We start from the raw sequence: 25,368 nt of genomic DNA, 5'->3' as shown, positions 1-25,368 counted from the left end.
CAAGACAAGAAACGAAAATCCTTATTTTGGCCACATTAGGTCTTTTGTTTGTTGTGAGGGCCCGGCAGGGTTGGCAGTTGGGGCTGGTCTTTGTCCAGCTCAGAAACCGAGCGCGGAGGTTCCCGCAACAGCTGCACGAGAGTTACCGCGTGAGAATCCGCCTCTGGTGAGCAACACGCCACAGCGGTATTCGTGGTATAAGGGTGCCCGTTCGCTTTCCACCGGGAGCTTTGAGGAGCAGCAGACGGATTTCTTATGTGAGAACACGGGGCAGGACTCTCATAAATCACGACTGGAAGCATGAAGAAGCGCACCAGGAGGACCCGATAAGGTGCGCTGTTTCCTTCCAGCGTTGACTGCACCCCGCTGGACCATCTGAGGAGACGATGGACCGGCTTCACATCTCCACTTACCTCCGCACTCCCCGGGGGCGCTTCATTGACGTCTTCTCCATGGAAGCCGAGCGGCAGCCGACCAAGGCCTACCTGGAGGGGGCGATTGAGCTGGTGCTCTCCGGGAAGGCGGTGCTCAACCAGAGCCTCTGGGACGATGTCGAGTTCCTTTGGTGGGGCCTGGTCGACATGGTGGTCGAGTTCCGCAAAACGGGAGAGGCGAGCATGGACTTTCCCGACCAGCCGCTCACCGCCACGCTGACCCGGCGGGAAAGAGAGTGGCTCAGGTTTGAGGTGCGGAACTGGCAGGGCGAGCTAGTAACCGCTTCCTCGGTCCAGGAAACGGCGCTATTTGCGCTGCTCAAGCGGGAGGGGCCGAAAACTTTGGCGCGGCTTGCGGAGTTGAATCCCGCTAACGCTGCGTCCCATGAGCGGGCGCTGGCCGCGCTGAGCAGGTGACCTGCCCAGTGTGGCTGTTCCAGCCTTTGGGGACATCGGGCAGCCCTGTGCCGGACAGGGGTTCGTGCTGCACGGTGGGAACAGCACTACGTCCTGCACTCAGTGGCGGGGAGGGGAGCCGTCACGCCGGTGAGCAGCGCAGCCGAGCAGCACTGTTGCGTCAACCAACGCGAGCGTGAGCCGGGTCGTAAGGAAAGCGCCCGCGGAGGACTGCTGCACAGCCAGGCCTTGCCCGAGTGGCCACGGCGGGTGCCCGCCCGTCTTGCCCGACCGTGCCGGAACGGCTTCAAGCGTGCCCGGGAACTCCACACGTCGCCGGGCGGGGAGCCCTTGGACAGGGGTGTGCCCCCGCCATTGTGTGGCGAGGGCACTTCGCACCACTGGTGGTGGCTGGGAGCTCCCGCCGCTGAGATGGGGCAGGGACGTGAGGGGCACCTCGAGCAGCGGGAGCGTGGGAGGGGAGGCCGCCCTGGAGGGGAGGAAACCCCAGGGCGACCTCACCGTGTGGCTGGTCAGTGGGAGACCGCTTTTTCCGCTCCGGCACCGGTGAGGGACCGGACCTCCATCTCGGCGTGCTTCTTGGCGTCGTGCTCGCTGGAGAGCATGGTGCCGAGCCAGCCGAGGAAGAAGGACAGCGGAATGGAGATGATGCCGGGGTTGGACAGCGGGAAGAACGCGAAGTCCAAGTCCGGGAACATCGCTTTCTCCGAACCGGACACGGCCGGGGAGAACACGATCAGCGTGATCGTGGTGATCAGACCGCCGTAGATGCTCCACAGCGCGCCCTGGGTGTTGAACCGCTTCCAGAACAGCGTGTAGAGGATCGTCGGCAGGTTCGCCGAGGCGGCCACAGCGAAGGCCAGCGCGACGAGGAACGCCACGTTCTGCTCCTTGGCGAAGATACCGCCGACGATGGCCACCGCACCGATCACCAGGGAGGTGATTCGGGCCACGCGGACCTCGCTGCCGGGGGCGGTCTTGCCCTTCTTGATCACGTTGGAGTAGATGTCGTGGGCGAACGAGGCCGACGCGGTGATGGTGAGGCCCGCGACCACAGCGAGGATGGTGGCGAAGGCGACTGCGGCGATGAAGCCGAGCAGGACCGGGCCGCCCAGGGCCAGGGCGAGCAGCGGGGCCGCCGAGTTCACGCCGCCGGGGGCCGAGGAAATGTCCTCAGCACCCACCATGGCGCCGGCCGCGTAGCCGAGCACCAGGGTGAACAGGTAGAACAGGCCGATCAGGCCGATGGCCCACACCACCGAGCGGCGAGCTTCCTTGGCGGTGGGGACCGTGTAGAACCGCATCAGCACGTGGGGCAGGCCGGCGGTGCCGAGCACGAGCGCGAGTCCCAGCGACAGGAAGTCGAGCTTGGTGAGCGCGTTGATACCGTACTGGGCGCCGGGGGCGAGCAGCGCTTCACCCTTGCCGCCTTCCATGGACACGGCGTCGGCGAGCACGGCCGAGAAGTTGAAGCCGTACATGCCGAGGACCCACAGGGTCATGCCGCCGGCACCGCCGATGAGCAGGGCGGCTTTGATGATCTGGACCCAGGTGGTGCCGCGCATGCCGCCGATGAGCACGTAGAGGATCATTACAACGCCGACGGTGGCGATGATGGCGTTCTGCGCGGCTTCACCTTCGATACCGAGCAGCAGGTTGACGAGGCCGCCCGCTCCGGCCATTTGGGCCAGCAGGTAGAAGAAGGACACCGCCAGGGTGGAGAGGGCTGCGGCGGCGCGGATGGGCCGCTGCCGCATGCGGAAGGCCAGCACGTCGCCCATGGTGAATTTGGCGGTGTTCCGCATCAGTTCGGCGACGAGCAGCAGCGCTACGAGCCAGGCGACGAGGAATCCGATCGAGTACAGGAATCCGTCGTAGCCGTTGACGGCGATGGCACCGCAGATGCCGAGGAAGGACGCGGCGGACAGGTAGTCGCCGGCGATCGCGAGGCCGTTTTGAGCGCCGCTGAAGGACCGGCCGGCCGCGTAGTAGTCGGCCGCGGTTTTGGAGTTGCGGCTCGCCCGGAACACGATCACCAGGGTGACCAGGACGAACGCGACGAAGACGCTGAAGTTGAGTGCGGGGTTGACGGAGTCGAGGACGTGCGCAAGGTGCATGTCGGTCACTTGTCCTCACCTTCGATGTCGTGGCGGATCTTGTCCGCGATGGGGTCGAGGCGGTTGCCGGCGTAGCGCACGTACAGGCCGGTGATGATGAAGGTCGACACGAACTGGAGCAGGCCGAAGACGAGGCCGACGTTGATGTTGCCGACGAGCTTGATCGCCATGAAGTCGGAGGCGTAGGCGGCGACCAGTACGTAGAGCAGGTACCAGGAGATGAAGAAGGCGGTCATGGGGAACACGAAGACGCGCAGGCGGCGCCGCAGTTCCCCGAATTCAGGGCTTGCCTGTACCGACTCCCAGGCGGGTTCTGTGCCCTGGTGGGTGAGCTTTCCGGACTCGGTTTGGGTCACGGTGAGACCTCCCCAGCAATCGGGATGTGCGGGAGAACACATGTGGCTTGCGCCACAGTAAGTGGGCTGGGGTGGGAGCGATAAGACCCGCAAGATCGAATGACGAGTGTTGCGACGAGTGTTGCGACCAGCGGTCGATGAACGGCATATGAGCGTTCGAGGACCGTCGACCGGGGTGGAGGGCGGCCGAGGGCAGGCGTGGGGCAGGCCGAAAGTCCTCTGGAGGGGTGCGGCCTCCGGTGCTAGGCGGAGGAACGCTTGCCGGCTAGCGGCCTAGCGGGGTGTCGCGGGGCGGTTCGTCCAGGTGGAGGCGGAGCATCGCGGTGCGCGACCACGGGGGAGCTTGGCCGCGCAGGGAGACCACCACCATGGTGGCGAAGGCGAGCGGCACGGTCCACGGCGCGGGCTGGGTGATGAGGATCGCCTGCCAGCCTGCGAGCGGGGGGCCGAACAGGGCCACTGCGATCGCACCTAGGGTACTGAACAGGCCGACGAGGACGCCGCTGACGGCTCCCGCTTTCGTCAACCGCGGCCACCAGATCCCCAGGACGAGCAGGGGGCAGAACGTGGACGCGGCCACGGTAAACCCCCAGGTGACGAGCATGCCCGCGGCGAGAGGTGCGGCGGGGAGCGCGAGGAGCACCATGACGGCTGCGGCGAGCAGCACGGTGATCCGCAGGCGGCGCAGTCCGCCGGGCAGCAGGTCGTAGGAGATCGCCCCGGAGATGACGAGCAGCAAGCCCACCGAGGTGGCGAGGAACGCGGCGAACGCGCCCACCGACAGGAGGGTGGTCATGAGGGTGCCTACCCAGTCGTCGGAGACGCGGGACGGGAGGGCGACGACTACGGTGTCGGTGACTCCGGACAGGTAGAGCTCGGGCACGAGTACGCGGCCGAGCGCCCCGTAGATGCCGGGGAACAGGTAGAAGATGCCGAGCAGTGCCACGGTGAACGCGGCGGTGCGGCGCGCGGAGCGTCCGTCAGGGCTGGTGTGGAATCGCATGAGCACGTGCGGGAGGCCCATGGTGCCGAGGGCGGTGGCGGTGAGCACGGCGAGGGTGGCGAGCAGCGGGTGCCCGTAGTCGCTCAGGTTGAGCAGGGGCCGGTGCCATTGTTCGCCGCCGGGGATGCCGCCGCCGTTCACGGTGGGCACGGGGGTGTCTTTGGGGAAGACGAGGGTCTGGTTGGCGTCGACGCGTACTTCACCGGGGCCGAGCACGGTTTCGGTGCCGTCGGGGGTGCGCACGGTGACCGGTTCGGGGAAGGTGAGGGTGGCGTCCACCTGGAATTCGACCGCGGTGTCTTTGGGGAAGTGGGTGAATTCCACGGGGTGGACGGCTTCGTGGCGGACGTGGGGGCCGACGATGACGAGCAGCCACAGCGCGGGGACGATGAACAGCAGGAGCTTGACGAGGAACTGGAAGGCTTGCACGTAGGTGGCGGCGCGCATGCCGCCGAGGGCGAGGGTGGCGCTGACGACGACGCCTGCGATGACGACCCCCACCCAGTAGGGCAGGTCGCTGACCACGCTGAGCACGAGTCCGGCGGTGCGGAGCTGCGGCACGAGGTAGAGGGCGCCGATGACGAGCACGACGACTGCGCTGAGGCGGCGCAGGCCGGGGGAGGCGAGTCGTGCTTCGGCGAAGTCGGGCACGGTGAGCGCGCCGGAGCGGCGCATGGGTGCGGCGACGAGGATGAGCATTGCGATGTATCCGGCGGTGAATCCGACGGGATACCACAGCGCACCCACCCCGTCGCGGACGACGAGCCCGGCGACGCCGAGGAAGGAGGCCGCGGACAGGTATTCCCCGGAGACTGCGGCGGAGTTGAGCAGCGGGGAGACGCGGCGGGACGCTACGAGGAAGTCGGAGGTGGTGCGCATGGCAGCCACCCCGTGCAGTCCGATCAGTAGCGTGACCACCATGACGGTGGCCACCGCGACGAGTGTGGCCATCAGCGCCGCTCGATCCGTTCTGCTTGACGCAACTGCCAGAAGGACAGTGCGGTCAGGGCCGGGTAGGGCAGGACCGCCAGCATCAGCCAGGACACGGGGATGGTCCACAGACGGATGGTGTCGAGGGCTGGCCAGGCGGCGAGGACGAGGGGCAGGCCGACGAGGGTGACGACGCCCAGGATGAGGGCGAGGAGTCCTTGGCGGCGTTGGGCGAGGTAGAGGGCGGCCGCACGTTCCGCGTCGTCGGCGTCGAGGCGGGGGACCCGCCACCGGCCGCGGGCTCTGCCGCGCAGGTGGGCGAGCCGGGTTTGCGGGCTGGTGACTGCTACGCGTTTGGGTCGGTGAGGCATCACGCCCCCCGGGTGGGGTCGTCGAACATGCCGGTTTGGGCTGCGTGCAGTAGTTGTTCACGCAGTTCACGGGCGTGGCGGCGGCTGACGGGGACGTCGCCGAGGTCGGTGTGGGCGAGCAGGCCGCCGCTGGAGTCGCTGCGTAGTTCGCGGATGGCGCTCAACGCGACCAGGTAGCCGCGGTGGACGCGCAGGAAGCCGGAATCTGCCCAGTATTCCTCGAGCCGGGAGATCGGCATGCGCACCAGGTGGACGCCTTCCGGGGTGTGGAGGCGCACGTAGTCGCCGTTGGCTTCGACGAATCGGACGTCGCTGCGGCGCACGTACCGGGTGCGGCCTGCGGTTTCGACGGGGAGGACCGCCATCGCGTCGGGGCGGCGCACCCGGTGCGGGGTGACGGGGGCGGTGCCGGCGGACAGCATGCGGACGACTTTGGTCAACGCCATGGCGAGCCGTTCGGCGCGGACGGGTTTGAGCAGGTAGTCGACGGCGCCGATGCCGTAGGCGGTGACAGCGTGTTCTTCGTGTGCGGTGACGAACACGATGACGGGAGGGTCGCTGAGTTTGGACAGGAGGTTGGCGAGTTCGACCCCGTCGAGTCCCGGCATGGAGATGTCCAGGAAGACCGCGTCGAACCGGTCCGCTTGGATGTTGCGGAGTGCGCTGATCGGGTCGTCGGCGGCGACCACCTCACCGACCTCGGGTGCCGCGCGGAGCAGGCGGCACAGTTCGGTCAGTGCTAGGGGAACGTCGTCGACCGCAAGTACGCGTAGGCCGCGGGGGGAAGGCAGCATCACGGCATCACTCCTGGCTGGAATCGGGGGACGCGGACAATCACGCGGGTGCCTGCGTCCACTGCGGTCTCTACGACAAGCCCGTACCAGGGACCGTAGACGTGACGGAGTCGACGGTCTACGTTGGCGAGTCCTACGCTGTCGGATCCGCCCCGGCCCGCGAGGATTTCCCGGGCGCGTTCAGGGTCCATGCCTACGCCGTCGTCTTCGATGCTGATGACGCAGTCGTTCCCTTCGGCTTCCCCGGTGACTTGGATGAGTCCGGCGCCGGCCCGGGGTTCGATGCCGTGGCGTACGGCGTTTTCGACGAGCGGCTGCAGGACCAGGTAGGGGATGGCCACGCCGAGGACTTCGGGGGCGACGCGGACTTGGACGCGCAGCCGGTCGCCGAGGACGGCTCGTTGCAGGGCCAGGTAGGTCTCGATGGCGTGGAATTCGTCGGAGACGGTGGTGTAGTCGCCGCGTCGGGCCAGGCTGTAGCGGGTGTAGTCGGCGAAGTCGAGCATGAGTTCGCTGGCCTGGTCCGGGTCGGATCGCATGAGGGAGGCGATCACGGTGAGCGCGTTGTAGACGAAGTGCGGGGAGATTTCGGCGCGGAGGGCGCGGAGTTCCGCTTGTTCGGCGCGGTCCGCGGAGGCTTCGAGGCGGCCGCGTTCCACGGCGTCGGCGACCCAGGAGGCGGCTTCGCGGAGGGCGGAGCGGCGGATGGGGCCTGCGACGACGAGGACGCCGGCGACGCCGTCGCCAGCGTAGATGGGGGTGGCGGTGAGGGGCGGGAGGTCTTTCGCGGTTTCGCCGCGCAGCACGTGGTCGACGAGGGTGGCGACCGCGTCGGAGTCGGGGGAGTGTCCTGACCACACGAGGTTTCCGGACAGGTCGGCGAGGCCGAGGCCGGGGGTGTTGAGGAGCCGCCGTAGGCGCCGTGCGGCGCGTCGCGCCCCGGGGCCGGAAAGCCCGTCTTTCAGGTCGTTCATGATGGCGCGGGCGACGCGCAGCGTGGGGAGGAGATCGTGGCGTGGGCGGGGCCGCCATAGCCTGGATGGTTTGCGGCGAGGCGGTGTATCGGTCGGGTGGTGGGACGGCCTCAACATGGATGGGACTGACCACTCCCGTGAGGTTGGATACGTGAAGGTAAATACTAGTTTGTGACCTGCCGCACGTGGAGCCCTCAGCGACCGTTCGTCTCATTTCCGAGGCATTCCGTCGCGAGAAGCCGACACTTCGCCGCTTTAACGGTTTCCTATGGCACAGCTCACGTTCTACGGTTGGGTGGCAGTAGCGGGAATCACACCTGTCAGGAGTTGACATGGGCGACGAAGTGCTGGCGAACCTGATGCAGCAGAGCCAGGTCTTCCCTCCCGACGAAGCGTTCGTGGCACAGGCTAACGCCACCGCGGACCTCTACGGTGAAGCGGAAGCTGACCGGGAGGCGTTTTGGGAGAAGCAGGCCGAGCGGCTGCACTGGGAGACCAGGTGGAACCAGGTGTTGGACTGGTCCAATGCACCGTTCGCCAAGTGGTTTGTGGGTGGCAGGCTCAACGTCGCCTACAACTGTGTGGACCGGCATGTAGAGAACGGTTACGGCGATCAAGTCGCCATCCACTGGGTGGGTGAGCCCGGAGACACCCGCGACATCACCTACGCCCAGTTGAAGGACGAGGTGTGCAAGGCCGCCAACGCGCTGTCTTCTTTGGGGCTGAAGCCAGGCGACCGGGTCGCTATCCAGATGCCGATGATCCCCGAGGCGATCGTGTCCATGCTGGCCTGTGCCCGCCTGGGCCTGGTGCACAGCGTGGTCTTCGGGGGTTTTTCGCCTTCCGCGCTGCGTTCCCGGGTGGAGGACGCTGACGCCAAGGTGGTCATCACTACTGACGGCCAGTACCGGCGCGGCAAGGCCCTGCCGATGAAGGCCAACGTGGACGAAGGCATCGAGGGGATCGACGCGGTCCAGAACGTCATCGTGGTCCGCCGCACCGGCATGGACGTTCCGTGGACCGAGGGCCGCGACCGGTGGTGGCACGACCTGGTCGACTCCCAGTCGGCCGAGCACACCCCTGAGGCGTTCGACTCCGAACACCCCCTGTTCATCCTCTACACGTCGGGCACCACGGGGAAGCCGAAGGGCATCCTGCACACCACTGGCGGTTATCTGACCCAGGCGGCGTACACCCACCACGTGGTGTTCGACCACAAGCCGGGCAAGGACGTCTACTGGTGCACCGCCGACATCGGCTGGATCACCGGGCACAGCTACATCGTTTATGGGCCGCTCGCGAACCGCGCCACCCAGGTCGTCTACGAAGGCACCCCGAACACCCCGCACGAGGGGCGCCACTGGGAGATCGTGCAGGAGTACAAGGTCACGATCTACTACACGGCTCCCACGCTGATCCGCACGTTCATGAAGTGGGGGGAGGAGATCCCCGCCCGCTACGACCTGTCGTCGCTGCGGCTGCTGGGCAGTGTCGGCGAGCCGATCAACCCCGAGGCGTGGCTGTGGTACCGCAAGCACATCGGCGGTGACAAGACCCCGATCGTTGACACCTGGTGGCAGACCGAGACCGGCGCGATCATGATTTCGCCGCTGCCTGGCGCGTTGAGCCTCAAGCCGGGGTCGGCGCTGCGGGCGCTGCCGGGGGTGAGCGCGAAGGTGGTCGACGAGAAGGGCAACGAGGTTTCGCACGGTTCGGGCGGCTACCTGGTGCTGGACAAGCCGTGGCCGTCGATGCTCCGCGGGATCTGGGGCGACGAGAAGCGCTACCGCGAAACCTACTGGGCGCGGTTCGCGGACAAGGGCTTCTACTTCGCCGGGGACGGCGCCAAGTACGACGACGACGGCGACATTTGGCTGCTGGGCCGGGTCGACGATGTCATGAACGTCTCCGGGCACCGGATTTCCACCACTGAGGTGGAGTCGGCTCTGGTGGCGCACCCGACGGTGGCGGAGGCCGCTGTGGTGGGTGCGTCCGACCCGACGACGGGCCAGGCGATCGTGGCGTTTGTGATCCCGCGCGCCGGGGCGGCCCAGGACGAGGCGAGCGGCGAGGAGGCCATCAAGACGCTGCGGGAGCACGTGGCGAAGGAGATCGGTCCGATCGCTAAGCCGCGGCAGATCATCGTGGTGCCGGAGCTCCCCAAGACCCGCTCCGGCAAGATCATGCGCCGCCTGCTGCGTGACGTGGCGGAGAACCGGGAGATCGGTGACGTGACCACGCTCGCCGACTCGTCGGTGATGGACCTCATCGCGAAGGGGCTGCGCAGCGGCAAAGACGACTGATCTGCACTGACTGTTCTCGTGGGGCGTGCCGAGCAGGGGCCGGCGCGCCCCACGACTTGTCTCTGCTTTTTGCCGCGGAGCGCAGCAGAGGCGGGGCGCGACCGGTGCTGTGGTCCAGGGTGTGGCTTGTCCTGTCCGTGGGCGGGGGCTGTCTGTCCTCCGGGCTTTGGCCTGCCGGGGTTTCAGGGAGAGCTCAGGGAGAGACCAGGGAATTTCCCCATGGGATAACAGGCTTGGGGCGGGCAGTCTGAAGATATGAGCGAGTACACGACGAAGAAGACCCTGCGACGGAGTAAGAGCAACCGGATACTCACCGGCGTGTGCGGCGGTATCGGTGAGTTCCTCAACGTGGACGCCAACCTCATCCGGCTGGCTTTCGCTGTTTTCACCCTGCTGGGCGGCAGCGGCGTGTTGCTGTACCTCATCGCCTGGCTGGTGATCCCGGAGGAGGACGCGGGCGCTTCCGTGCTGGAGCACATCATCCGCACGTTCCAGGGCAAGGAATCCAAGCTGTGAAGTGGACGCTACGCGCACTGTCCGGGCGGGCCGCTCCGCTGCCCCGGGATTTCTTCTCCCGGAAGGGGGAGGCAGCGGAGACGGCCTCGGACCGGCAGTCGGAACGGGATGTGCGGGACACGCGCGCGGAGCGCCCGCAGGAACGCCGGTGAGCTAGTCGGCGCCGTGCATCATGTCCACGGCGCCGGCAGACAGTCGGGACCAGGGGAAGGCCAGCGCGACTGCGCCGAGTGTGCCGATCAGTCCGGCGAGGGTGACGACGAGGTGGGTTCCGACGTGTTCCACGAGGAAGCTCGCCACTGCGATGCCGATGCCTTGGGCTACTTGGAGGCCGGCGGCGACGAGCCCGAACGCCACCCCGCGTCCGGTGGAGGGCGCACACAGCACGAATGTGGCGTTCGCCACGAACTGGTAGGAAGCCGCCATCCCGGAGACGACGAGAAGCAGCACCATCGCCCACAGCGGTGGTTTGAGGATCCACACGGTCAACGGGAGCGAGGCGAGGATCGCTAGGAGCCCCAGCAGGTGGGTGCGCAGCGGCGGGGGGACGAGCCGGGTGAGCGGGAAACCGCCGATGATCGCGCCGATCGCCGGGGACGCCATGATCATTCCCGCGGTTGCGGGGCCGCCCCCGATTTCTGCGGCCATGGGGGTGGCCACGCCGTAGGGGACGATGTAGCAGCCGGCAAGCCAGGCGAGGAGCGCCAGGGTGCGCAGCCTCGGGTCGGTGAAGACCAGACGGGGGCCTTGCCGGGTGATCTGCCAGAGGGTGGGGCGTTCCGCGTCCTGGGATTCGGGTGCGGGCCGCGGCCGCACGCCGAGCGTGACGATGGTCGCGGACAGCAGGAAGGTGAGCCCGTTGCAGAACACGGTGGGGCGCACGTCGAGCAGGGAGATGACGAGCCCGCCCACGGCAAGCCCGACCAGGGAGCCTACCTGGGATGTGATGTTGATGAGGGTGGATCCGGCGACGAAACGCTCCCCTTGGGTGATCTGCGTGAGGAGCGCAGCGCGGGCCGCGCCGAAGGGGATGGTCGGCATCACCGAGCAGAACAGCAGCAGCCAGATGACGGGGAGCGGCAGCCCGGGAATGCTCATGGCGATGACCAGGACGGCGCGCACGACGTCGCTGACGATCATGACGCGACGGCGGGGGAACAGATCGGCGAGCCCGGACAGGAGGGGGCCTGCCACGAGCGGCGGCAGGAAGGTCAACGCCAGGGTGAGCCCGGTGACCAGGGCGGAGTCGGTGCGCTGGTAGACGAGGACGGCGACCGCGATGTTCAGCAGGTAGTTGCTGGTCATGGAGAGGGCGTGGGAGAGCCACAGGGCGCGGAATTCGCCGTTGCGGAGCACGTCGCGGTAGCCGCTGCGCCAGTCGGTGCGGGGAGGTTCTGGGGCCGCGGGGGGATCGGCGTGGGCGGGCGTGTCAATGGTGGGCAACTGTTCGTGGCGCCCGTCGCTCTGTCGTGGAATGCCGTGGCTGAAGCCGCCTGACCGCGGATTGTGCACTCTTGATTGCCCCCACGTTCAATCACTTTGCGTCGTTGCTTGTTGACATAGCGTCTCTAGAGGGGGCGAGATTGGCAAGCGGTTTGGGGGAATCGCCGGTTCTTGTTTGCGGGCGTCCGCTGCCGGGGTAGGGAGCGTGCGGCGGGGCAGTCCAGTGCCAGGTCAGGTCCAGCCGAGTTCGTGGAGGCGCTCGTCGTCGATTCCGAAGTGGTGGGCGATTTCGTGGATCACGGTGATGCGGACTTCTTCGACGACGTCTTCTTCGGTTTCGCAGATCGCGAGGATTTCCCGCCAGTAGATGAAGATCTGGTCTGGCAGCACTCCGCCGTAGCTGTCGCCCCGTTCGGTGAGCGGCACTCCTTCGTACAGGCCGAGCAGCCCGGGTTCCGGGGGGTCTTCGGCCAGGGTGATGACCACGTTGTCCATGTACGCGGTCAGTTCGGGTGGAATGGAGTCGAGGGCGTCGGCGACGAGCTCTTCGAAGCGGCGGCGGGAGGTTTCGATCACGTCTCGTATTGTGCGCCACGAGGGTAAGGGGAGCGAAAGAGCCCGGGGCAGCGACGTCCGGGAGCACTGGTGACCTGGGGAGGCGACGCTGTGGAGTGGCGAGCGGTCCTGGCCCGGATAGGGCTGGCCTTCCATCCGCGGACGTGGCGCAGGGCTGCGGGGTGGCTGCGGCACCGCCACGCGGTCCGTGTGTGGCGCGTCGGGGCGGTGGTGGCCGCAGGGATCGCCGGGGGATGGGCCGGGCTGGCAGTGGGCGGTCAGGTGCTGACTCCGATCGGCCCTGCCGACGTCGTCTTGGCGGTGGGCCCGTCGTGGCGCGGGGAGACTGTGATCAATATCGCCCCGTTGGGCAAGCTGGCGTTCGACACGCATGCTGCGCCGCTGCGGTTTGAGGCGACGATCGCGGAGATCCGGTTGACCGCGGCCGAGGAGATGGTGCAGAACCCGGAGTCGATCCACCGGCTCGGCGCGAGCATTGTCGCGGACGTGAAGCAGGGCGCGGTCATGTTGGCGTGGCGGGCCGTGCTGGCCTCGGTGGGTACGGCGGCCCTGGTGTGCCTGCTGCTGTTCCGTAGTTGGGTGCGGGCCCTGGTGGGCGCGCTCACCGCCTTGGTGATGCTCGCCACCGCTGGCGGTGTGACGTATTTCACTTTCAATCCGGGGGCGATTGCGGAGCCCCGCTACACCGGTCTGCTCGCCGGCGCCCCCCAGGTGGTGGGCAGCGTGGAGGACGTGATCAACCACTTCTCCGAATACCAGGCGCAGTTGGCTGGCCTGGTGGGCAACGTCTCCCAGCTGTACCAGGTCACTTCGACCCTGCCCGTCTACGAGGAGGACGCCGCCACGATCCGGGTGCTGCACGTGTCGGACCTGCACCTCAACCCGGCCGCGTGGGAGGTCATCAACTCGCTGGTGGAACAGTTCCAGGTGGCCGTGGTGGTGGACTCCGGGGACATCAGCGACCGGGGCAGCGCCGCCGAGGACGTGTTCATGGACCAGATCGCGGACCTGGACGTGCCCTACGTGTGGGTGCGCGGCAACCACGATTCGATGGGCACCCAGCGCGCGGTCGCCGCCCAGCCCAACGCGATCGTGCTCGACGACGACATTGTCGAAGTGGCAGGGCTGCGGTTCTACGGGGCGGGAGACCCCCGGTTCACCGCAGACAAGGCGTTGGACAATCCCACGGACGCAGAGGTCGCCGCGATCGGCGCCCGTCAGGCGCGCAGTATTGCGGACGCGGATCCTCCGGTGGACGTGGCGGTGCTGCACGACCCGCTGCAAGGGGAGGCGTTCAGCGGGGTGGTGCCGCTCGTACTGTGCGGGCACGGCCATGAACGCTGGACCGAGATACGGGAGAGCGGGACCCGGATTTTCGCGCAGGGGTCCACGGGCGGCGCCGGGCTGCGTGGGCTGGAGCACGACGAGCCCACCCCGTACCAGGCGTCGGTGCTGTATTTCGACGCGGAGACCAAGCGGTTGCAGGCGTGGGACGACATCACGCTGGGCGGGCTGGGACTGACGTCGGTGCAGATCGAACGGCACATCGAAAGCGACCCAGACCGGGAGATCACCCCGGTGGAGACGGTTGCGCCGTCGCTGGACACGACCCCGCCTACGCTTCTCCCGCCGGAATCGCCTAACCTAGAGTTGTCTCCTCCCGCTTCCGCGGTACCACGGTGACGTGTTGGGGAAACACTTTGGCACTTGGTCCCAATGTCCCCTATGCTTAAGCCGTCCCCGACGGAAGGACGGGGGAAATGACGACTCGGTCGTCGTCGAGGCCCCCATCGTCTAGTGGCCTAGGACGCCGCCCTTTCAAGGCGGTAACGCGGGTTCGAATCCCGTTGGGGGTACTGGTGGTCTGAAACACTGCCAGAGTCTGGCAGAATAAAGACCGCGCGGAGGACGCGACGAACCTGATAGAATCAGGCAAGAAGCGGACAAAGCAAAAACAAAAAATAATTAAATATCGGGGTCCTGTGGAGCAGTTTGGAGTGCTCGCCACCCTGTCAAGGTGGAGGCCGCGGGTTCAAATCCCGTCAGGACCGCTCACTTCGCAGTACAGTATGTGGCTGGGGCCAGGTAGCTCAGTTGGCAGAGCGTCCGCCTGAAAAGTGGAAGGTCGGCGGTTCGATTCCGCCCCTGGCCACTCACTGCATCGGAGAAAAGCCCGGAACTTTTGTCCCGGGCTTTTTGGTAGTTGTGCCACCGTATTTTTTCTTTTGGCGGTTTTTAGCGGACGCGCCGTCGGCTTCACCACGACGGTAGAAATCCGGTTCTGCTCTGCCACGGCAGGTTTCAGCGGACACGGTGCGACAGGATTCCGTGAAGGGCTGACAGAGCCGTGCCGCCGTCCATCCCCAGGGCGCACGAAGTGCGCCGCAGGGCGGCAGGAAATTCTCCGACTGGGGACTCTCTCGACGCCGCCCTAGCGGGTGCGCTTGGTGGCCCTCCAGCCGAGCAGCGCCCCCACGAGAGCGCCGACAGCGAATCCGAGGAGGATGCTGAGGACGACACCCATCGCGGAGCCGCCGCTGAAGAGAAGTCCGAGCGACAGCACGCAGGCCGCGCCGGCAGCGACCCCCAGGATCACGGCAAGGGTCTGTGTGTTTTTGAGTTTCTGGTTGACCATGGTTGGCCTCCGCGGAGAAAGGATTCTCTGCTTTGACGGAGACGGTGGGCCACTGGTTCTTGCTGTGCAGCCCGAATCTCCGCAAACCGCGGGGCGACAAGGCCGCGCTCGGCGGCCGGAAGCCACGACGAGGGCAGGGCACGAGGCCCCGGCGCGCTCTTTCCGCGCTGAGAGGGCGGCTTACCCGCCTAGGGAAAGGCGTCGCGTGGGGAAGGCAGGGCCTCCGCCGCAGGGAACAGGAGACGGGGTGCGCCCGAGGGGAAGGTGCGACCAGGGCGCACCGGGAGGACACGCGCGGGTCGCTGCGACGCTGGGATGGGGGTCCTGCACGGGTGACGTGGTGGGGAACGTCAATCAGTCTTGACGGGTCCGCTTGGCGTCTCTCCGGTCGAGGAGGAGCCCCACAATGAAGCCGATGAGGCATCCGAGAGGAATCGTGATGAGGGTTCCTGCTCCGAAGAGTCGCCGAGGAACAGCAGCCCGACAGGAAGACTGAAAGCGCCGCCGATCGCAGCCCCTAAGCCCAGGCCTAGAGCCCATTTGTTGCGGGTTTTCTCAGCCATGACGAGCCTCCACGGGTTCTGACCGTTTCTTGCACCGTGGTTTATTGCCGTGAGAAGCGGCGCACAACCGGTTCCTTCCCTTCGTTCTTGCCGACATGAACATCAGCAAAGGACCGGACCAGAACCCTCAGGGCAGGAACCGCGCCAAGGGCGGGCGTGGAGGCTTCCCCGCGCTCGCCTGCCGGGAGTGACATGGGGCACGAGGCATCGAACCGCGGGAGGCACGCGCAGCCCCGGTTTCCCCGGTGAACGAGCGGGTCTCACGTGTCGGTGCGGCGTCTGCCGTACAGCAGGCCGACAAGGAGCCCGGCCGCGGAGCCGACGACGAAGCCGATACCGATACCCAGCGGGATCGCATCGAACACCAGGCCGACCACGCTGCCGAGCGCAATCCCCATACCGGCTCCGATGCCTAGGCCGAGTGGAATCGATTGTCGCAACTCCATCGTGTTTCTCCCTCCCGCAGCCCCTCCCCCTACCCCTCCGATGCCCGGGTATCGCGGAGAGTTCAGGCTCAACCGCGGAAAGCGGTGGAGAGGGATGTCACGTCTCTCAGGAAGGCGAGTGTCACCCGGTGGTGGCGGTCTGGACGTGGCGCAGGCGGGCTGCCGGACCTCGGCACCACCGGGGCGAGGCCTTCCGCCGCCAGAGCCGGGGCAGGCGAGGAGCGCCGCCTCACCCGCCTCGACCAGGTCTTTTCGGATGAGCCCTCCCATAGTGGAATACCCCTGGGGGGTATATTGGTTGAGGGTAAGGGAGTGTCGGCAACATCGGAGAAACCGGCCATGAGCGTGGTGCGCAGACTCGGAATCTACGGTTTGGTGCTCGTCGCCGTATTCGGGATCGCCTACGGGGTGGGCACGCTCACCCACGCGAACGCGGCGGAAAGCACGCCCGTGGCCGTGCAAGAGCAGGGGGACTGATGGGTGAGGAAGCCACACGGCGCCGCGACGCCGAACGGGTTGAACTCCTCATCGGCGGCATGACCTGCGCGTCGTGCGCCAACCGAGTGGAACGCAAACTCAACAAGCTCGCCGGGGTGCGGGCCAGCGTCAACTACGCCACTGAGAAAGCGTCAGTGGAGTTCGACAGCGGCGTCACCATCGACGACCTGATCACCACGGTCGAGAAAGCAGGCTACACGGCGGCCCTCCCTGCCCCGCCCCGCGCCGCCCAGGACACGGAAGACCAGGCCGCTGACCCGGTGGCAGCGCTGCGCACACGGCTGCTGGTCAGCGCGGTGCTGTCGATTCCGGTCATCGCCATGGCGATGATCCCGGCCCTGCAGTTCACCTACTGGCAGTGGGCGTCCCTCGTCCTGGCCGTTCCGGTGGTGGTGTGGGGTGCGCTGCCCTTCCACATCGCCGCGGTCAAAAACCTGAGGCTGGGGGAGGCCACCATGGACACGCTGGTGTCCATGGGCACGCTGGCGGCTTTCGCCTGGTCGCTGTATGCGCTGTTCTTCGGGGAAGCGGGCATGCCCGGCATGACGCACCCGTTCGAGTTCACCATCAGCCGCACCGACGGTTCTGCCGCCATCTACTTGGAGGTCGCGGCCGGGGTCACCACGTTCATCCTCGCCGGACGCTACTTCGAAGCTCGGGCTAAGCGGCGGGCCGGGGCCGCGCTGCGCGTCCTCCTGGAATTGGGCGCGAAAGAGGTCACGGTGGTGCGCGGCGGCCGGGAGACGCGGATCCCCGTGGAGCAGCTCGCCGTCGGTGACCGGTTCGTGGTGCGTCCCGGGGAGAAGATCGCCACGGACGGGGTTGTGGAGGAGGGCGCCTCCGCCGTGGACGCGAGCATGCTCACCGGTGAGTCCGTGCCCGTCGAAGTCGGGGTCGGCGACGCGGTGGTCGGCGCCACGGTCAACGTCGGCGGCCGGCTCGTGGTGCGCGCAACCCGCGTGGGCGCGGACACCCAGCTCGCGCAGATGGCGAAGCTGGTGGAGGAGGCGCAGAGCGGCAAGGCCGAGGTGCAGCGGCTCGCCGACCGGATTTCCGGGGTGTTCGTGCCCGTGGTGATCGCGCTCGCGGTGGCCACGCTCGGGTTCTGGCTGGGGGCGGGCGGCCCGGTGGAGGCCGCGTTTACCGCTGCTGTCGCGGTGCTCATCATCGCCTGCCCGTGCGCGCTGGGCTTGGCCACTCCCACGGCGCTCCTGGTGGGCACGGGCCGTGGAGCCCAGCTCGGCATCCTCATCAAAGGCCCTGAAGTGTTGGAGAACACGCGCCGCGTGGACACGGTGGTGCTCGACAAGACCGGCACGGTCACCATGGGCACGATGGCGCTCGTCGACGTGGCCGCTGCCGACGGGGAGGACGCCGACGAGGTGCTGCGGCTAGCCGGGGCTGTGGAGCACGCCTCCGAGCACCCTATTGCGCGGGCGATCGCCCGGAGCGCCGCCGACCGGGTCGGGAATGTGCCGCCGGTGACTGATTTCGCTGCCACCGCAGGGCTGGGGGTGCGGGGGGTAGTGGACGGCCGCACGGTCCTCGTGGGGAAGGCCGCCCTGCTCGCCCAGGAAGGCGTGGCCGTGCCGGAGGCGGTGGCGCGGAAGGCCGCACAGGCGGAAGCCGCAGGCCACACCGCGGTCCTGGCCGCCTGGGACGGGAAGGCTCGCGGGGTGCTTGTCGTCGCCGACACGGTGAAGCCCACGAGCGCCGAGGCCGTGGCCCAGTTGCGGCAGCTGGGGCTCACCCCGATTCTGCTCACCGGCGACAACGCGGCCGTGGCCCGCACGGTCGCCGAACAGGTCGGTATTGACGAGGTCATCGCCGAAGTGCTGCCCGCCGACAAGGTGGACGTGGTCAAACGGCTGCAGGACGAAGGCCGCGTGGTGGCGATGGTCGGTGACGGGGTGAACGATGCGGCCGCACTCGCCCAAGCCGATTTGGGGCTGGCGATGGGCACTGGCACGGATGCGGCGATCGAGGCCGCGGACCTCACCCTGGTCCGCGGGGATCTGCGGGTCGCCGCGGACGCGATCCGGCTGTCCCGCCGCACCCTGGCCACGATCAAAGGCAACCTGTTCTGGGCGTTCGCCTACAACGTGGCGGCGCTGCCGCTGGCCGCTGCCGGGCTGCTCAACCCGATGATTGCGGGCGCGGCCATGGCGTTCTCCAGCGTCTTCGTGGTCAGCAACAGTCTGCGGCTGCGGGGCTTCCGCCCCCATGCCGCGCCGTGAGCGCGCCACACGCTGCCGTCTGGGCGGTGCGGGCTGCTGCCCGCGCCGCCCAACTGCTGTTGGGGGCCGTGTGCCCGCCCTCGTCCCGCCCCGGGTCAGGGCGTGGCGGTATGGCTGGTGATCCACTCTTGCACGGCGTGAGCGGTCTCCTCCACCGAGGCGTCGGTGGTGTCGAGCAGGGTCATCGGCGGGGTCATGGTCGCCGCGTTCTCCCGGATCCACGCCGCGTATTCCAGCATTTCCGCGATCCGCGGCTCGTCCCATTCCCGCCACGCCGGGCGGGCCCGCAGCCGGGCAGCGAGCACTTCGGGATCGCACATGAGGGACAGGTAGTGGATTTCGGAGAACAGGGCACGCTCCGGCAGCGGTTCGAACTCCGGGGGCACGACCGTGCCGCACAGCACGACGGGGCGGCCGTTCTGGTGGATCATGGCGGCCATACGCAGCCACGTGGACCGGAACAGCCGGTGGTGGTGGGACGGGTCGCGGAGCCCGTCCACCCACAGCACGTCCTGTTCCACCACCACGTAGCGGTCGGACAGCCGTTCGGTGAGCAGCCGCCCCACCGTGGATTTTCCTGTGCCACTGGGCCCAGTCACCGCGAACAGGGGGAGACGTCGGAACGGCCGCCGGTGCCCGCACTCGACACAGTGGAGCACCGGCGGGTCTGCTTCCACGACGGGAGTGTCCGTGTACGCGTCGCAGCGCGCACAGATGAGGAGGTTCACGGCTGCGGCCTAGTCGAACAACTCCTCGAGGAAGCTTTTCCGGCGACGCTTGTAGCCATAGGGGCGTGGGGAGTCGGCGTAGTACGGTCGGGGAGAGTCGGGATAGTAGGGGCGCGGCGAGTCCGCATAGCCGTAGGAGTCTGGTCGGGCGTGGTACATGGGTGGTGGCGGTGCCCCGTGCGGTGGAGGCGGCGGGGGCGGGGCCGCGTAGTGACGCTGCTCAGCCGCCACGATTTGCTCCAACTCTCCGGCGTCGAGGAAGATGCCTCTGCACCGTTCACACTGGTCGATGTGGACACCCATACGGTCGAAGGTGCGCATACGGCCTTGGCACTTAGGACAAATCACAGTGCCATCGTATTCGGGGAAGGGTTGCCAGTGTCCCTAGCCGACGAGACACGCGCGGGCCGCCATTGGCCGTGTCGTTTTTCTCCCTAAAAGACCGCAGGTCATTCCGGGTTTCCGAAGGATTTGGACAGACAAGGCGACAGTCCCGCCTGTGGAAGGGGTTCACAAAGGGCTGAGCCTTCTAAAATTCCGGTTGGGGCGCCGCACCGGTAGGCCGCGCCAGCATCAGACCGAGGAAGCCGCCGATGAGCAATGATTCCCCCCAACTCCCCGATTTCCTCCTCGCTGGTCGGTATCGGCTGCACAGACTCATCGGCGCAGGAGGGATGGGACGTGTCTGGGAGGGTGTCGACGAACTCCTTGATCGGCCGGTAGCCATCAAGGAGTTGACGATCAATGAGCATCTGCCGCCGCAGGAGATCGAGATTCTGCGGGCCCGGATGCTGCGGGAGGCGCGTAGCGCCGCTCAGCTCAGCCACCCGTCGATCATCACCGTGTTCGACGTGGTGGAAAAGGACGGTTTTCCGTGGATTGTGATGGAGCTCGTCCACGGCAAGTCCTTGAGCGAGATCATCAAACAGGAGGGGGCGATCAGCCCGGAGCGGGCCGCTAATCTCGGGCTTCAGGTGGCTGCGGCGCTGTCTGTGGCGCACCAGCGCGGGATCGTGCACCGCGACATCAAACCGGGGAACGTGCTTGTGGCCCGGGGGGACCGGGCGGTGCTCACCGACTTCGGTATCGCCTATTTGGAGGGCAGCAGCCGGCTGACTCGGACGGGGAGCCTGCTGGGGTCGCCCAGTTATCTCGCGCCGGAGCAGGCGCGGGGCGAGCCTGCGAGCCCGGCAGCGGACATGTGGGCGCTGGGCACCACGTTGTATGCGGCGCTGCACGGGGCCCCGCCGTTCCAGCGCGCCACGCCGATGGCCACGCTCACCGCGGTGGTGGTGGACGAGGTGCCTCCGCCGGTGAAGGCGGGGCCGTTGCGGCCGCTGCTGGAACAGTTGCTCAACAAGGACCCGCAGAAGCGTCCCACGGTGCACGAGGTCGTGGAGGAGCTGCAGCGGGTGGTGATGAGCTTCCCGCCGCAGAGCAGTTCCGCGTCGTCCACGGGGACGCACACGCTGCAGGAGGAGGCCAGCCCGGCCCCTGCCGAGGTGAGCGTGGCGAAGCCGGCTGCGGACACGAGTGCGCTGCCGCTGTCCTCGCCTGCGGAGCCGGGGAAGCGGAACAGCACGCTGGCGACCGTCGGCCTGGTGGCGTTGGCGCTGTGCGTGGTGGTGGCGGTGATCACCGCCGTGGTGCTGTTCGTCCCTGCGGGCGGGAACAGTCGGGCGGACGGGGAGCAGCCGGCCGCGGAAACCTCGCAGAGCAGCGAGGAGACGGGGCAGGCGGAAGAGCCGGAGCCCACAACCTCCGCGGAGGCCGCCGAGCAGGGCGTCGGAGAAGACGACGAGGACAGCGAGGAGGAAGCGGAGGACGACGACTATTCGGGGCCTCCGCTGGTCCGGCACGAGGATCCCACTGGGTTCTCGTTGGACGTGCCGGAAGGATGGTCGGTGGACCGGCGGGGAAGCAGCGTGTTCTTCCGCAACCCCGAGGGCGGCTATCTGCAGGTGGACCAGACGGATTCGCCGAATCCCGACGCGAAAAAAGACTGGGAGGCCCAAGAGCGGGGCGCGGCTGGACGCTTTTCGAACTACTCCCTGATTGACATCAGATATTCCGACCACCCGTCGATGGAGCGTTATGTGACGGCGTCGGATTGGGAGTTCACCTTCACGATCAACGGCCAGCGGATGCACGCGGTGAACCGGGGATTCCACACCGAGAAGAAGGGGTATGCGCTGTTCTTGGTGTATCCGGCGGACGGCTGGGAGGAGACGGGGGCGCCGCTGCTGGACCGGATGTCGGAGAGTTTCGAGCCTGCCGCGTAGTCGGGGAGTGGAGACACCCGTGAGACGGGTGTGAGAAATGTCCCCAGGCGGGGAAAGAAGAGGAAAAGAAGTGGGGGTCGGGGCGCCCGCACGCACCCCGACCCCAGGTGGCTCAAGTCTCCAGGCGAGCTCTCTTCAGGTGGCGAAGAGCCAGGGCGCCCGCACGCACCCCAACCCTTCCAGGGCTGGCTCAAGCCTTGGAGACGAGCCCTTCGGTGGTAGAGACCCAGGCGCCCGCACGCACCTCGGTCTCTCTGGGAGTGGCTCGAGTGGGGTGAGCCATCATCCAGTGAGGATCCGGTGACCGGTTCGGCCCTCCCGGGTAGGGCCGCCGGTCTGGGGGCTCACAGATCTCTTGCCGGGGGGGAGGAACGGTGGCCACCCTGAGGATGGGAGGAGTGGAGGAAGGCAGCCACCGCCCAACAAGGGATCTTCTCCTGACCTTTTGGGAGCGCTCCCAAGCGGTCGATACCTATTATTTGTGGCACTCTTCATAGATGTCAATGGGTTCGGGGCAGGAAAGTTCATTCGTCTCGTTCTGGGGCTAAGAACAGGAAAAACGCTAATTGGACGTTCGCTGATGAAGATCTAAAAACCGGAAAAACTTCGCACTGTCGGTGGTGGTGTCCACGCCAGGAAACCCGCCCCGGCGCCACCCGGCTAAAAAACCATCCCGCGCCTCCCCGCGATGACGGCCCCCGGCCCCGCTGACCACGCCACGGCGGGGTAGACGTGGACCCATGACCACCGTCGCATCCCACGAACACACCCCGCTCGCCCGGACCCTCGCCGTAGCCATCCGCGGCGACGTCGACTTCTCCCCCCTCGCCCGGGCGCTCTACTCCGCTGACGCCTCCATCTACCGCCGCATCCCCCTCGGCGTCGTCTACCCCCGCCACACCGACGACATCGCCGCCACCGTCGAAATCTGCCGGGAAGCCGGAGTCGGCATCACCATGCGCGGCGGCGGCACCTCCTGCGGGGGACAAGCCCTCGGAACCGGCGTGGTCGTGGACACCTCCCGCTACTTCAACCGCATCCTCAGCGTGGACCCGGAAGCCCGCCGCGCCGTCGTCGAACCCGGGGTCGTCCTCGACACACTGCGCACCGCCGTCGCCCAGCACGGGCTCACCTTCGGCCCTGACCCCTCCACCCACAACCGGTGCACCCTCGGCGGCATGATCGGCAACAACGCCTGCGGCTCCCATTCAGTCGCCTGGGGCACCACCGCCGACAACATCACCGCCCTGCACGTGGTCACCGCGGACGGCCGCCACCGCACCGTCACCGCCACCCAGATCACCACCCCCGACGGGCTGCCCGACCACGCCCTCATGGACGGCTTGGACGCGGTCGCCGCTCACGCCCTCGCCCCCATCCGCACCGAACTCGGCCGCTACCGCAGACAAGTCTCCGGATACCCCCTGCAGCACCTGCTTCCGGAACGCCGCGACTACGCCAAAAGCCTCGTCGGCACCGAAGGCGGCTGCGCCATCACCACCTCAGCCACCCTCACCCTCGTGCCCGCCCCCAAAGCACGCGTCCTGCTCCTCGTTGGCTGCGCCGACCGCTACGCCGCCGCGGAAATCGCCCACGAATTCCTCGCCTACCGTCCGCTCACCGTGGAAGGCATGGACACCGAACTGCTCGGCCCGCGGGTAGCCGACCTGCCCGAAGGCGGCGCGTGGCTGTACGTGGAATTCGGTGGAGACACACCTGCCGAAGCCGAAGCCGCAGCCCGCCGCGCGGAACGCGCCTTCGCCGCCCACGTCCGCTCCACCCTCGTCGTCACCGACCCCGCGGACCGGGTCCGGCTGTGGCGGATCCGCGAAGACGCCGCTGGACTCGCCACCCGCCCGCCCAGCGGCGACGAAGCCTGGCCCGGCTGGGAGGACGCCTCCGTGCCCGCGGAAAACCTCGCCGCCTACCTCCGCGACTTCGACGCGCTCTGCCGCGACGAAGGACTGTCCGGCCCCGTCTACGGCCACTTTGGCGAAGGATGCCTGCACGTGCGGCTCAACGCCGACCTGACCAGCCCGGAAGGCGTGGCCCGCTACCGCCGGTTCGTTGAAGCCGCCTGCGACATCGTGGTCCGGCACGGCGGCGTGCCGTCCGGGGAGCACGGCGACGGGCAAGCCCGCTCCGAACTGCTCTCCCGCGTCTACTCGCCCGCCCTACTCAACGCGTTCGCCGACACCAAACACGTGTGGGACCCGCACAACCTGCTCAACCCGGGCGCGGTCGTGCGGCCCCGCCCGCTCGACGCCGACGTGCGGCCGCTCGCCATGGCCGCCCCGGTCCGCCCCGTCCTGCGGCTCGCCGAGGACCGCGACGACTTTGCGCGCGCCGTGCGCCGCTGCGTGGGCGTAGGCAAGTGCCGCGCCCACGCCGGGGCGATGTGCCCCAGCTACCAGGTGACCCGCGAGGAAAAAGACTCCACCCGCGGCCGGGCCCGCGTCCTCGGCGAGATGCTCGCCGGGGAAGTGGTCACCGCCGGCTGGCGGTCCCCCGAAGTGCGCGAAGCCCTCGAACTGTGCCTGTCCTGCAAGGCGTGCGCTCGAGAATGCCCGGTCGGAGTGGACGTAGCCGCCTACAAGTCGGAGTTCCTCTACCACCACTACCGGCACCGGATCCGGCCGCGCGCCCACTACACGCTGGGCTGGCTGCCCGTGTGGCTGAAACCCGCCGGCGTGATGCCGGGCCTGGTCAACACGGTGGCCCGCTCCCCGCTCGCCGGGCTCCTCAAACGCGTCGCGGGAATCGACCGGAGACGCGATCTGCCCGTGTTCGCCACCCGCCGCCAACGTCGCGCCTCCGCCGCGGATCGGACCCCGCTGCGCCGCGGGTTCACCACAGACCAGCCGCGCGCCGTGCTGTGGACCGACAGTTTCACCCTCGCGTTCTTCCCGCAGGTGCTCGCGGACGGCCGCGCCGTGCTGCGGGACGCGGGCTGGGAAGTCGTGGACAGCCCGGCCCGGCTGTGCTGCGGGTTGACGTGGACGTCGACCGGACAACTCGGGGTGGCGCGGAGAGTAGCGGAGCGCACGGTGCGCGCCCTGCTGCCCGCGGTGCGCGCGGGCGCGGTCATCGTGGGCCTGGAACCCAGTTGCACCGAACAGTTGCGCCGCGAACTGCCGCGCCTGCTCGGTACCGACGAGGCCGCTGAAGTCGCTGGCGCGGTCCGCACGCTCGCCCAGGCGCTCACCGAGTTCACCCCCGACTGGGAGCCGCCCCGCATCACCAGCCGGGTGATCGCTCAAGTGCACTGCCACCAGCACGCCGGATCCGGCTGGCACGCGGAACGAGCCCTGCTGGAACGGGCCGGAGCCACAGTGGAGGTGCCGCAGAACTCGTGTTGCGGCCTGGCCGGTGATTTCGGGTTCGTGGACGGCCACTACGAAGTGTCGCTGGCATGCGCGGAACAAGGACTGCTGCCCGCGGTGCGCGCCGCAGGAGCCGGGGACACGGTTCTCACCGAAGGGTTCAGCTGCCGACTGCAAGTCACCCAAGCCCACCCGGAGGCCCGGCCCGTCCACCTGGCGACCCTGCTCCGTAACGGCCGCGGCAGCCAAGCCACGGCCGGGCAGTGACCTGTCGGTGTTCCGGCTTCAGCGGAACACCGCTGCCCGGGCCAGGTCCATGGAATGCTCCCCCAGCCTGGAACCAGGGCGGGGAAACGCAGCGGCCCGCCGGGGATGCCCCGGCGGGCCGCCCCAACCTTTAACTACCTGCCAGTAACTCGTCA

20 protein-coding genes and 3 tRNA genes are annotated in these 25,368 nt (G+C 67.8%); 11 read left to right on the top strand and 12 right to left on the bottom strand.

The genetic code is table 11. The annotated features are described in order from the left end of the window. The first annotated feature begins 386 nt into the window (after positions 1–386). Entirely contained in the window at positions 387–851 is a 465-nt protein-coding gene (locus CW348_RS08930) for a hypothetical protein (RefSeq protein WP_011293286.1), read from the top strand. Between the two features lie 512 nt (positions 852–1,363). On the opposite strand, the gene CW348_RS08925 is transcribed toward CW348_RS08930, so the two are convergent. From CW348_RS08925 to CW348_RS08900, 6 genes are all read right to left on the bottom strand, one after another. Beyond that, positions 1,364–2,968 carry a cation acetate symporter gene (locus tag CW348_RS08925; protein WP_181140030.1) on the bottom strand — a complete coding sequence of 535 codons (1,605 nt, stop codon included), beginning with the start codon at positions 2,966–2,968 and terminating at the stop codon, positions 1,364–1,366. Positions 2,969–2,973: 5 nt separating this feature from the next. Further along, on the bottom strand, positions 2,974–3,324 hold the full coding sequence (locus CW348_RS08920; protein WP_011293284.1) for a DUF485 domain-containing protein: 351 nt from the start codon (positions 3,322–3,324) through the stop codon (positions 2,974–2,976). A gap of 265 nt (positions 3,325–3,589) precedes the next feature. Further along, positions 3,590–5,278 carry a cation acetate symporter gene (locus tag CW348_RS08915; RefSeq protein WP_011293283.1) on the bottom strand — a complete coding sequence of 563 codons (1,689 nt, stop codon included), beginning with the start codon at positions 5,276–5,278 and terminating at the stop codon, positions 3,590–3,592. Beyond that, positions 5,278–5,628: a hypothetical protein gene (locus CW348_RS08910; RefSeq protein ID WP_011293282.1), complete on the bottom strand. Its 351-nt coding sequence runs from the start codon at positions 5,626–5,628 to the stop codon at positions 5,278–5,280. The genes CW348_RS08915 and CW348_RS08910 overlap by 1 nt, the downstream gene beginning before the upstream one ends. Further along, positions 5,628–6,422: a LytTR family DNA-binding domain-containing protein gene (locus CW348_RS08905; RefSeq protein WP_011293281.1), complete on the bottom strand. Its 795-nt coding sequence runs from the start codon at positions 6,420–6,422 to the stop codon at positions 5,628–5,630. Before CW348_RS08905 ends, CW348_RS08910 begins: the two co-directional genes overlap by 1 nt. Continuing rightward, positions 6,422–7,396 (bottom strand): sensor histidine kinase, encoded by a 975-nt coding sequence (locus CW348_RS08900; RefSeq protein ID WP_227480940.1) that lies wholly within the window; start codon positions 7,394–7,396, stop codon positions 6,422–6,424. Before CW348_RS08900 ends, CW348_RS08905 begins: the two co-directional genes overlap by 1 nt. A 332-nt stretch (positions 7,397–7,728) precedes the next feature. On the opposite strand from CW348_RS08900, the gene acs reads away from it, so the two are divergent. Then, a complete protein-coding gene (acs, locus tag CW348_RS08895) occupies positions 7,729–9,699 on the top strand; it encodes an acetate--CoA ligase (protein ID WP_287463442.1) in 1,971 nt (656 codons plus the stop codon). Between the two features lie 255 nt (positions 9,700–9,954). Next, the gene (locus CW348_RS08890) at positions 9,955–10,215 is read left to right on the top strand and encodes a PspC domain-containing protein (RefSeq protein ID WP_011293278.1); all 261 of its coding nucleotides are present in this window, start codon (positions 9,955–9,957) and stop codon (positions 10,213–10,215) included. A gap of 153 nt (positions 10,216–10,368) precedes the next feature. Here the strand turns inward: CW348_RS08890 and CW348_RS08885 are convergent, their stop codons facing one another. Both CW348_RS08885 and CW348_RS08880 read right to left on the bottom strand, forming a co-directional pair. After that, positions 10,369–11,727 carry an MFS transporter gene (locus CW348_RS08885; RefSeq protein WP_104612735.1) on the bottom strand — a complete coding sequence of 453 codons (1,359 nt, stop codon included), beginning with the start codon at positions 11,725–11,727 and terminating at the stop codon, positions 10,369–10,371. Between the two features lie 162 nt (positions 11,728–11,889). Then, positions 11,890–12,234 carry a metallopeptidase family protein gene (locus tag CW348_RS08880; RefSeq protein ID WP_011293276.1) on the bottom strand — a complete coding sequence of 115 codons (345 nt, stop codon included), beginning with the start codon at positions 12,232–12,234 and terminating at the stop codon, positions 11,890–11,892. Between the two features lie 69 nt (positions 12,235–12,303). Here CW348_RS08880 and CW348_RS08875 point away from each other — a divergent pair, with 69 nt between their 5' ends. From CW348_RS08875 to CW348_RS08860, 4 genes are all read left to right on the top strand, one after another. Continuing rightward, entirely contained in the window at positions 12,304–13,917 is a 1,614-nt protein-coding gene (locus tag CW348_RS08875; protein WP_016189343.1) for a metallophosphoesterase, read from the top strand. Between the two features lie 100 nt (positions 13,918–14,017). Further along, positions 14,018–14,090: transfer RNA gene (locus CW348_RS08870), tRNA-Glu, on the top strand. A gap of 120 nt (positions 14,091–14,210) precedes the next feature. Next, positions 14,211–14,285: transfer RNA gene (locus CW348_RS08865), tRNA-Asp, on the top strand. A 28-nt stretch (positions 14,286–14,313) separates the two neighbouring features. Next, positions 14,314–14,386: transfer RNA gene (locus CW348_RS08860), tRNA-Phe, on the top strand. Between the two features lie 279 nt (positions 14,387–14,665). On the opposite strand, the gene CW348_RS08855 is transcribed toward CW348_RS08860, so the two are convergent. Further along, on the bottom strand, positions 14,666–14,869 hold the full coding sequence (locus CW348_RS08855; RefSeq protein WP_016189342.1) for a hypothetical protein: 204 nt from the start codon (positions 14,867–14,869) through the stop codon (positions 14,666–14,668). Positions 14,870–15,692: 823 nt separating this feature from the next. Beyond that, positions 15,693–15,878 carry a hypothetical protein gene (locus CW348_RS08850; protein WP_011293272.1) on the bottom strand — a complete coding sequence of 62 codons (186 nt, stop codon included), beginning with the start codon at positions 15,876–15,878 and terminating at the stop codon, positions 15,693–15,695. A gap of 312 nt (positions 15,879–16,190) precedes the next feature. Between CW348_RS08850 and CW348_RS08845 the strand changes: the two genes are divergently transcribed. Together CW348_RS08845 and CW348_RS08840 are read left to right on the top strand one after the other, a co-directional pair. After that, the gene (locus CW348_RS08845; protein ID WP_155983554.1) at positions 16,191–16,355 is read left to right on the top strand and encodes a hypothetical protein; all 165 of its coding nucleotides are present in this window, start codon (positions 16,191–16,193) and stop codon (positions 16,353–16,355) included. Then, entirely contained in the window at positions 16,355–18,613 is a 2,259-nt protein-coding gene (locus CW348_RS08840) for a cation-translocating P-type ATPase (RefSeq protein ID WP_104612736.1), read from the top strand. Before CW348_RS08845 ends, CW348_RS08840 begins: the two co-directional genes overlap by 1 nt. Before the next feature lie 95 nt (positions 18,614–18,708). On the opposite strand, the gene CW348_RS08835 is transcribed toward CW348_RS08840, so the two are convergent. Continuing rightward, positions 18,709–19,341 carry an AAA family ATPase gene (locus tag CW348_RS08835; protein WP_016189340.1) on the bottom strand — a complete coding sequence of 211 codons (633 nt, stop codon included), beginning with the start codon at positions 19,339–19,341 and terminating at the stop codon, positions 18,709–18,711. A 9-nt stretch (positions 19,342–19,350) separates the two neighbouring features. Further along, positions 19,351–19,689 carry a zf-TFIIB domain-containing protein gene (locus CW348_RS08830; protein WP_081430436.1) on the bottom strand — a complete coding sequence of 113 codons (339 nt, stop codon included), beginning with the start codon at positions 19,687–19,689 and terminating at the stop codon, positions 19,351–19,353. Between the two features lie 245 nt (positions 19,690–19,934). Between CW348_RS08830 and CW348_RS08825 the strand changes: the two genes are divergently transcribed. Then, positions 19,935–21,623, top strand: a complete 1,689-nt coding sequence (locus CW348_RS08825) for a serine/threonine-protein kinase (protein WP_011293268.1) — start codon at positions 19,935–19,937, stop codon at positions 21,621–21,623. A 740-nt stretch (positions 21,624–22,363) separates the two neighbouring features. Then, complete coding sequence (locus CW348_RS08820; protein ID WP_016189338.1) at positions 22,364–25,213, top strand: FAD-binding and (Fe-S)-binding domain-containing protein; 2,850 nt, start codon at positions 22,364–22,366, stop codon at positions 25,211–25,213. Positions 25,214–25,368: the final 155 nt, after the last annotated feature.

The organism is Thermobifida sp., from assembly GCF_017577275.1.
Taxonomy (GTDB): Bacteria; Actinomycetota; Actinomycetes; order Streptosporangiales; family Streptosporangiaceae; genus Thermobifida; species Thermobifida fusca.
Note: the sequence above shows the minus strand (reverse complement) of the source record. Positions and strands in the feature narration are given on the sequence as shown.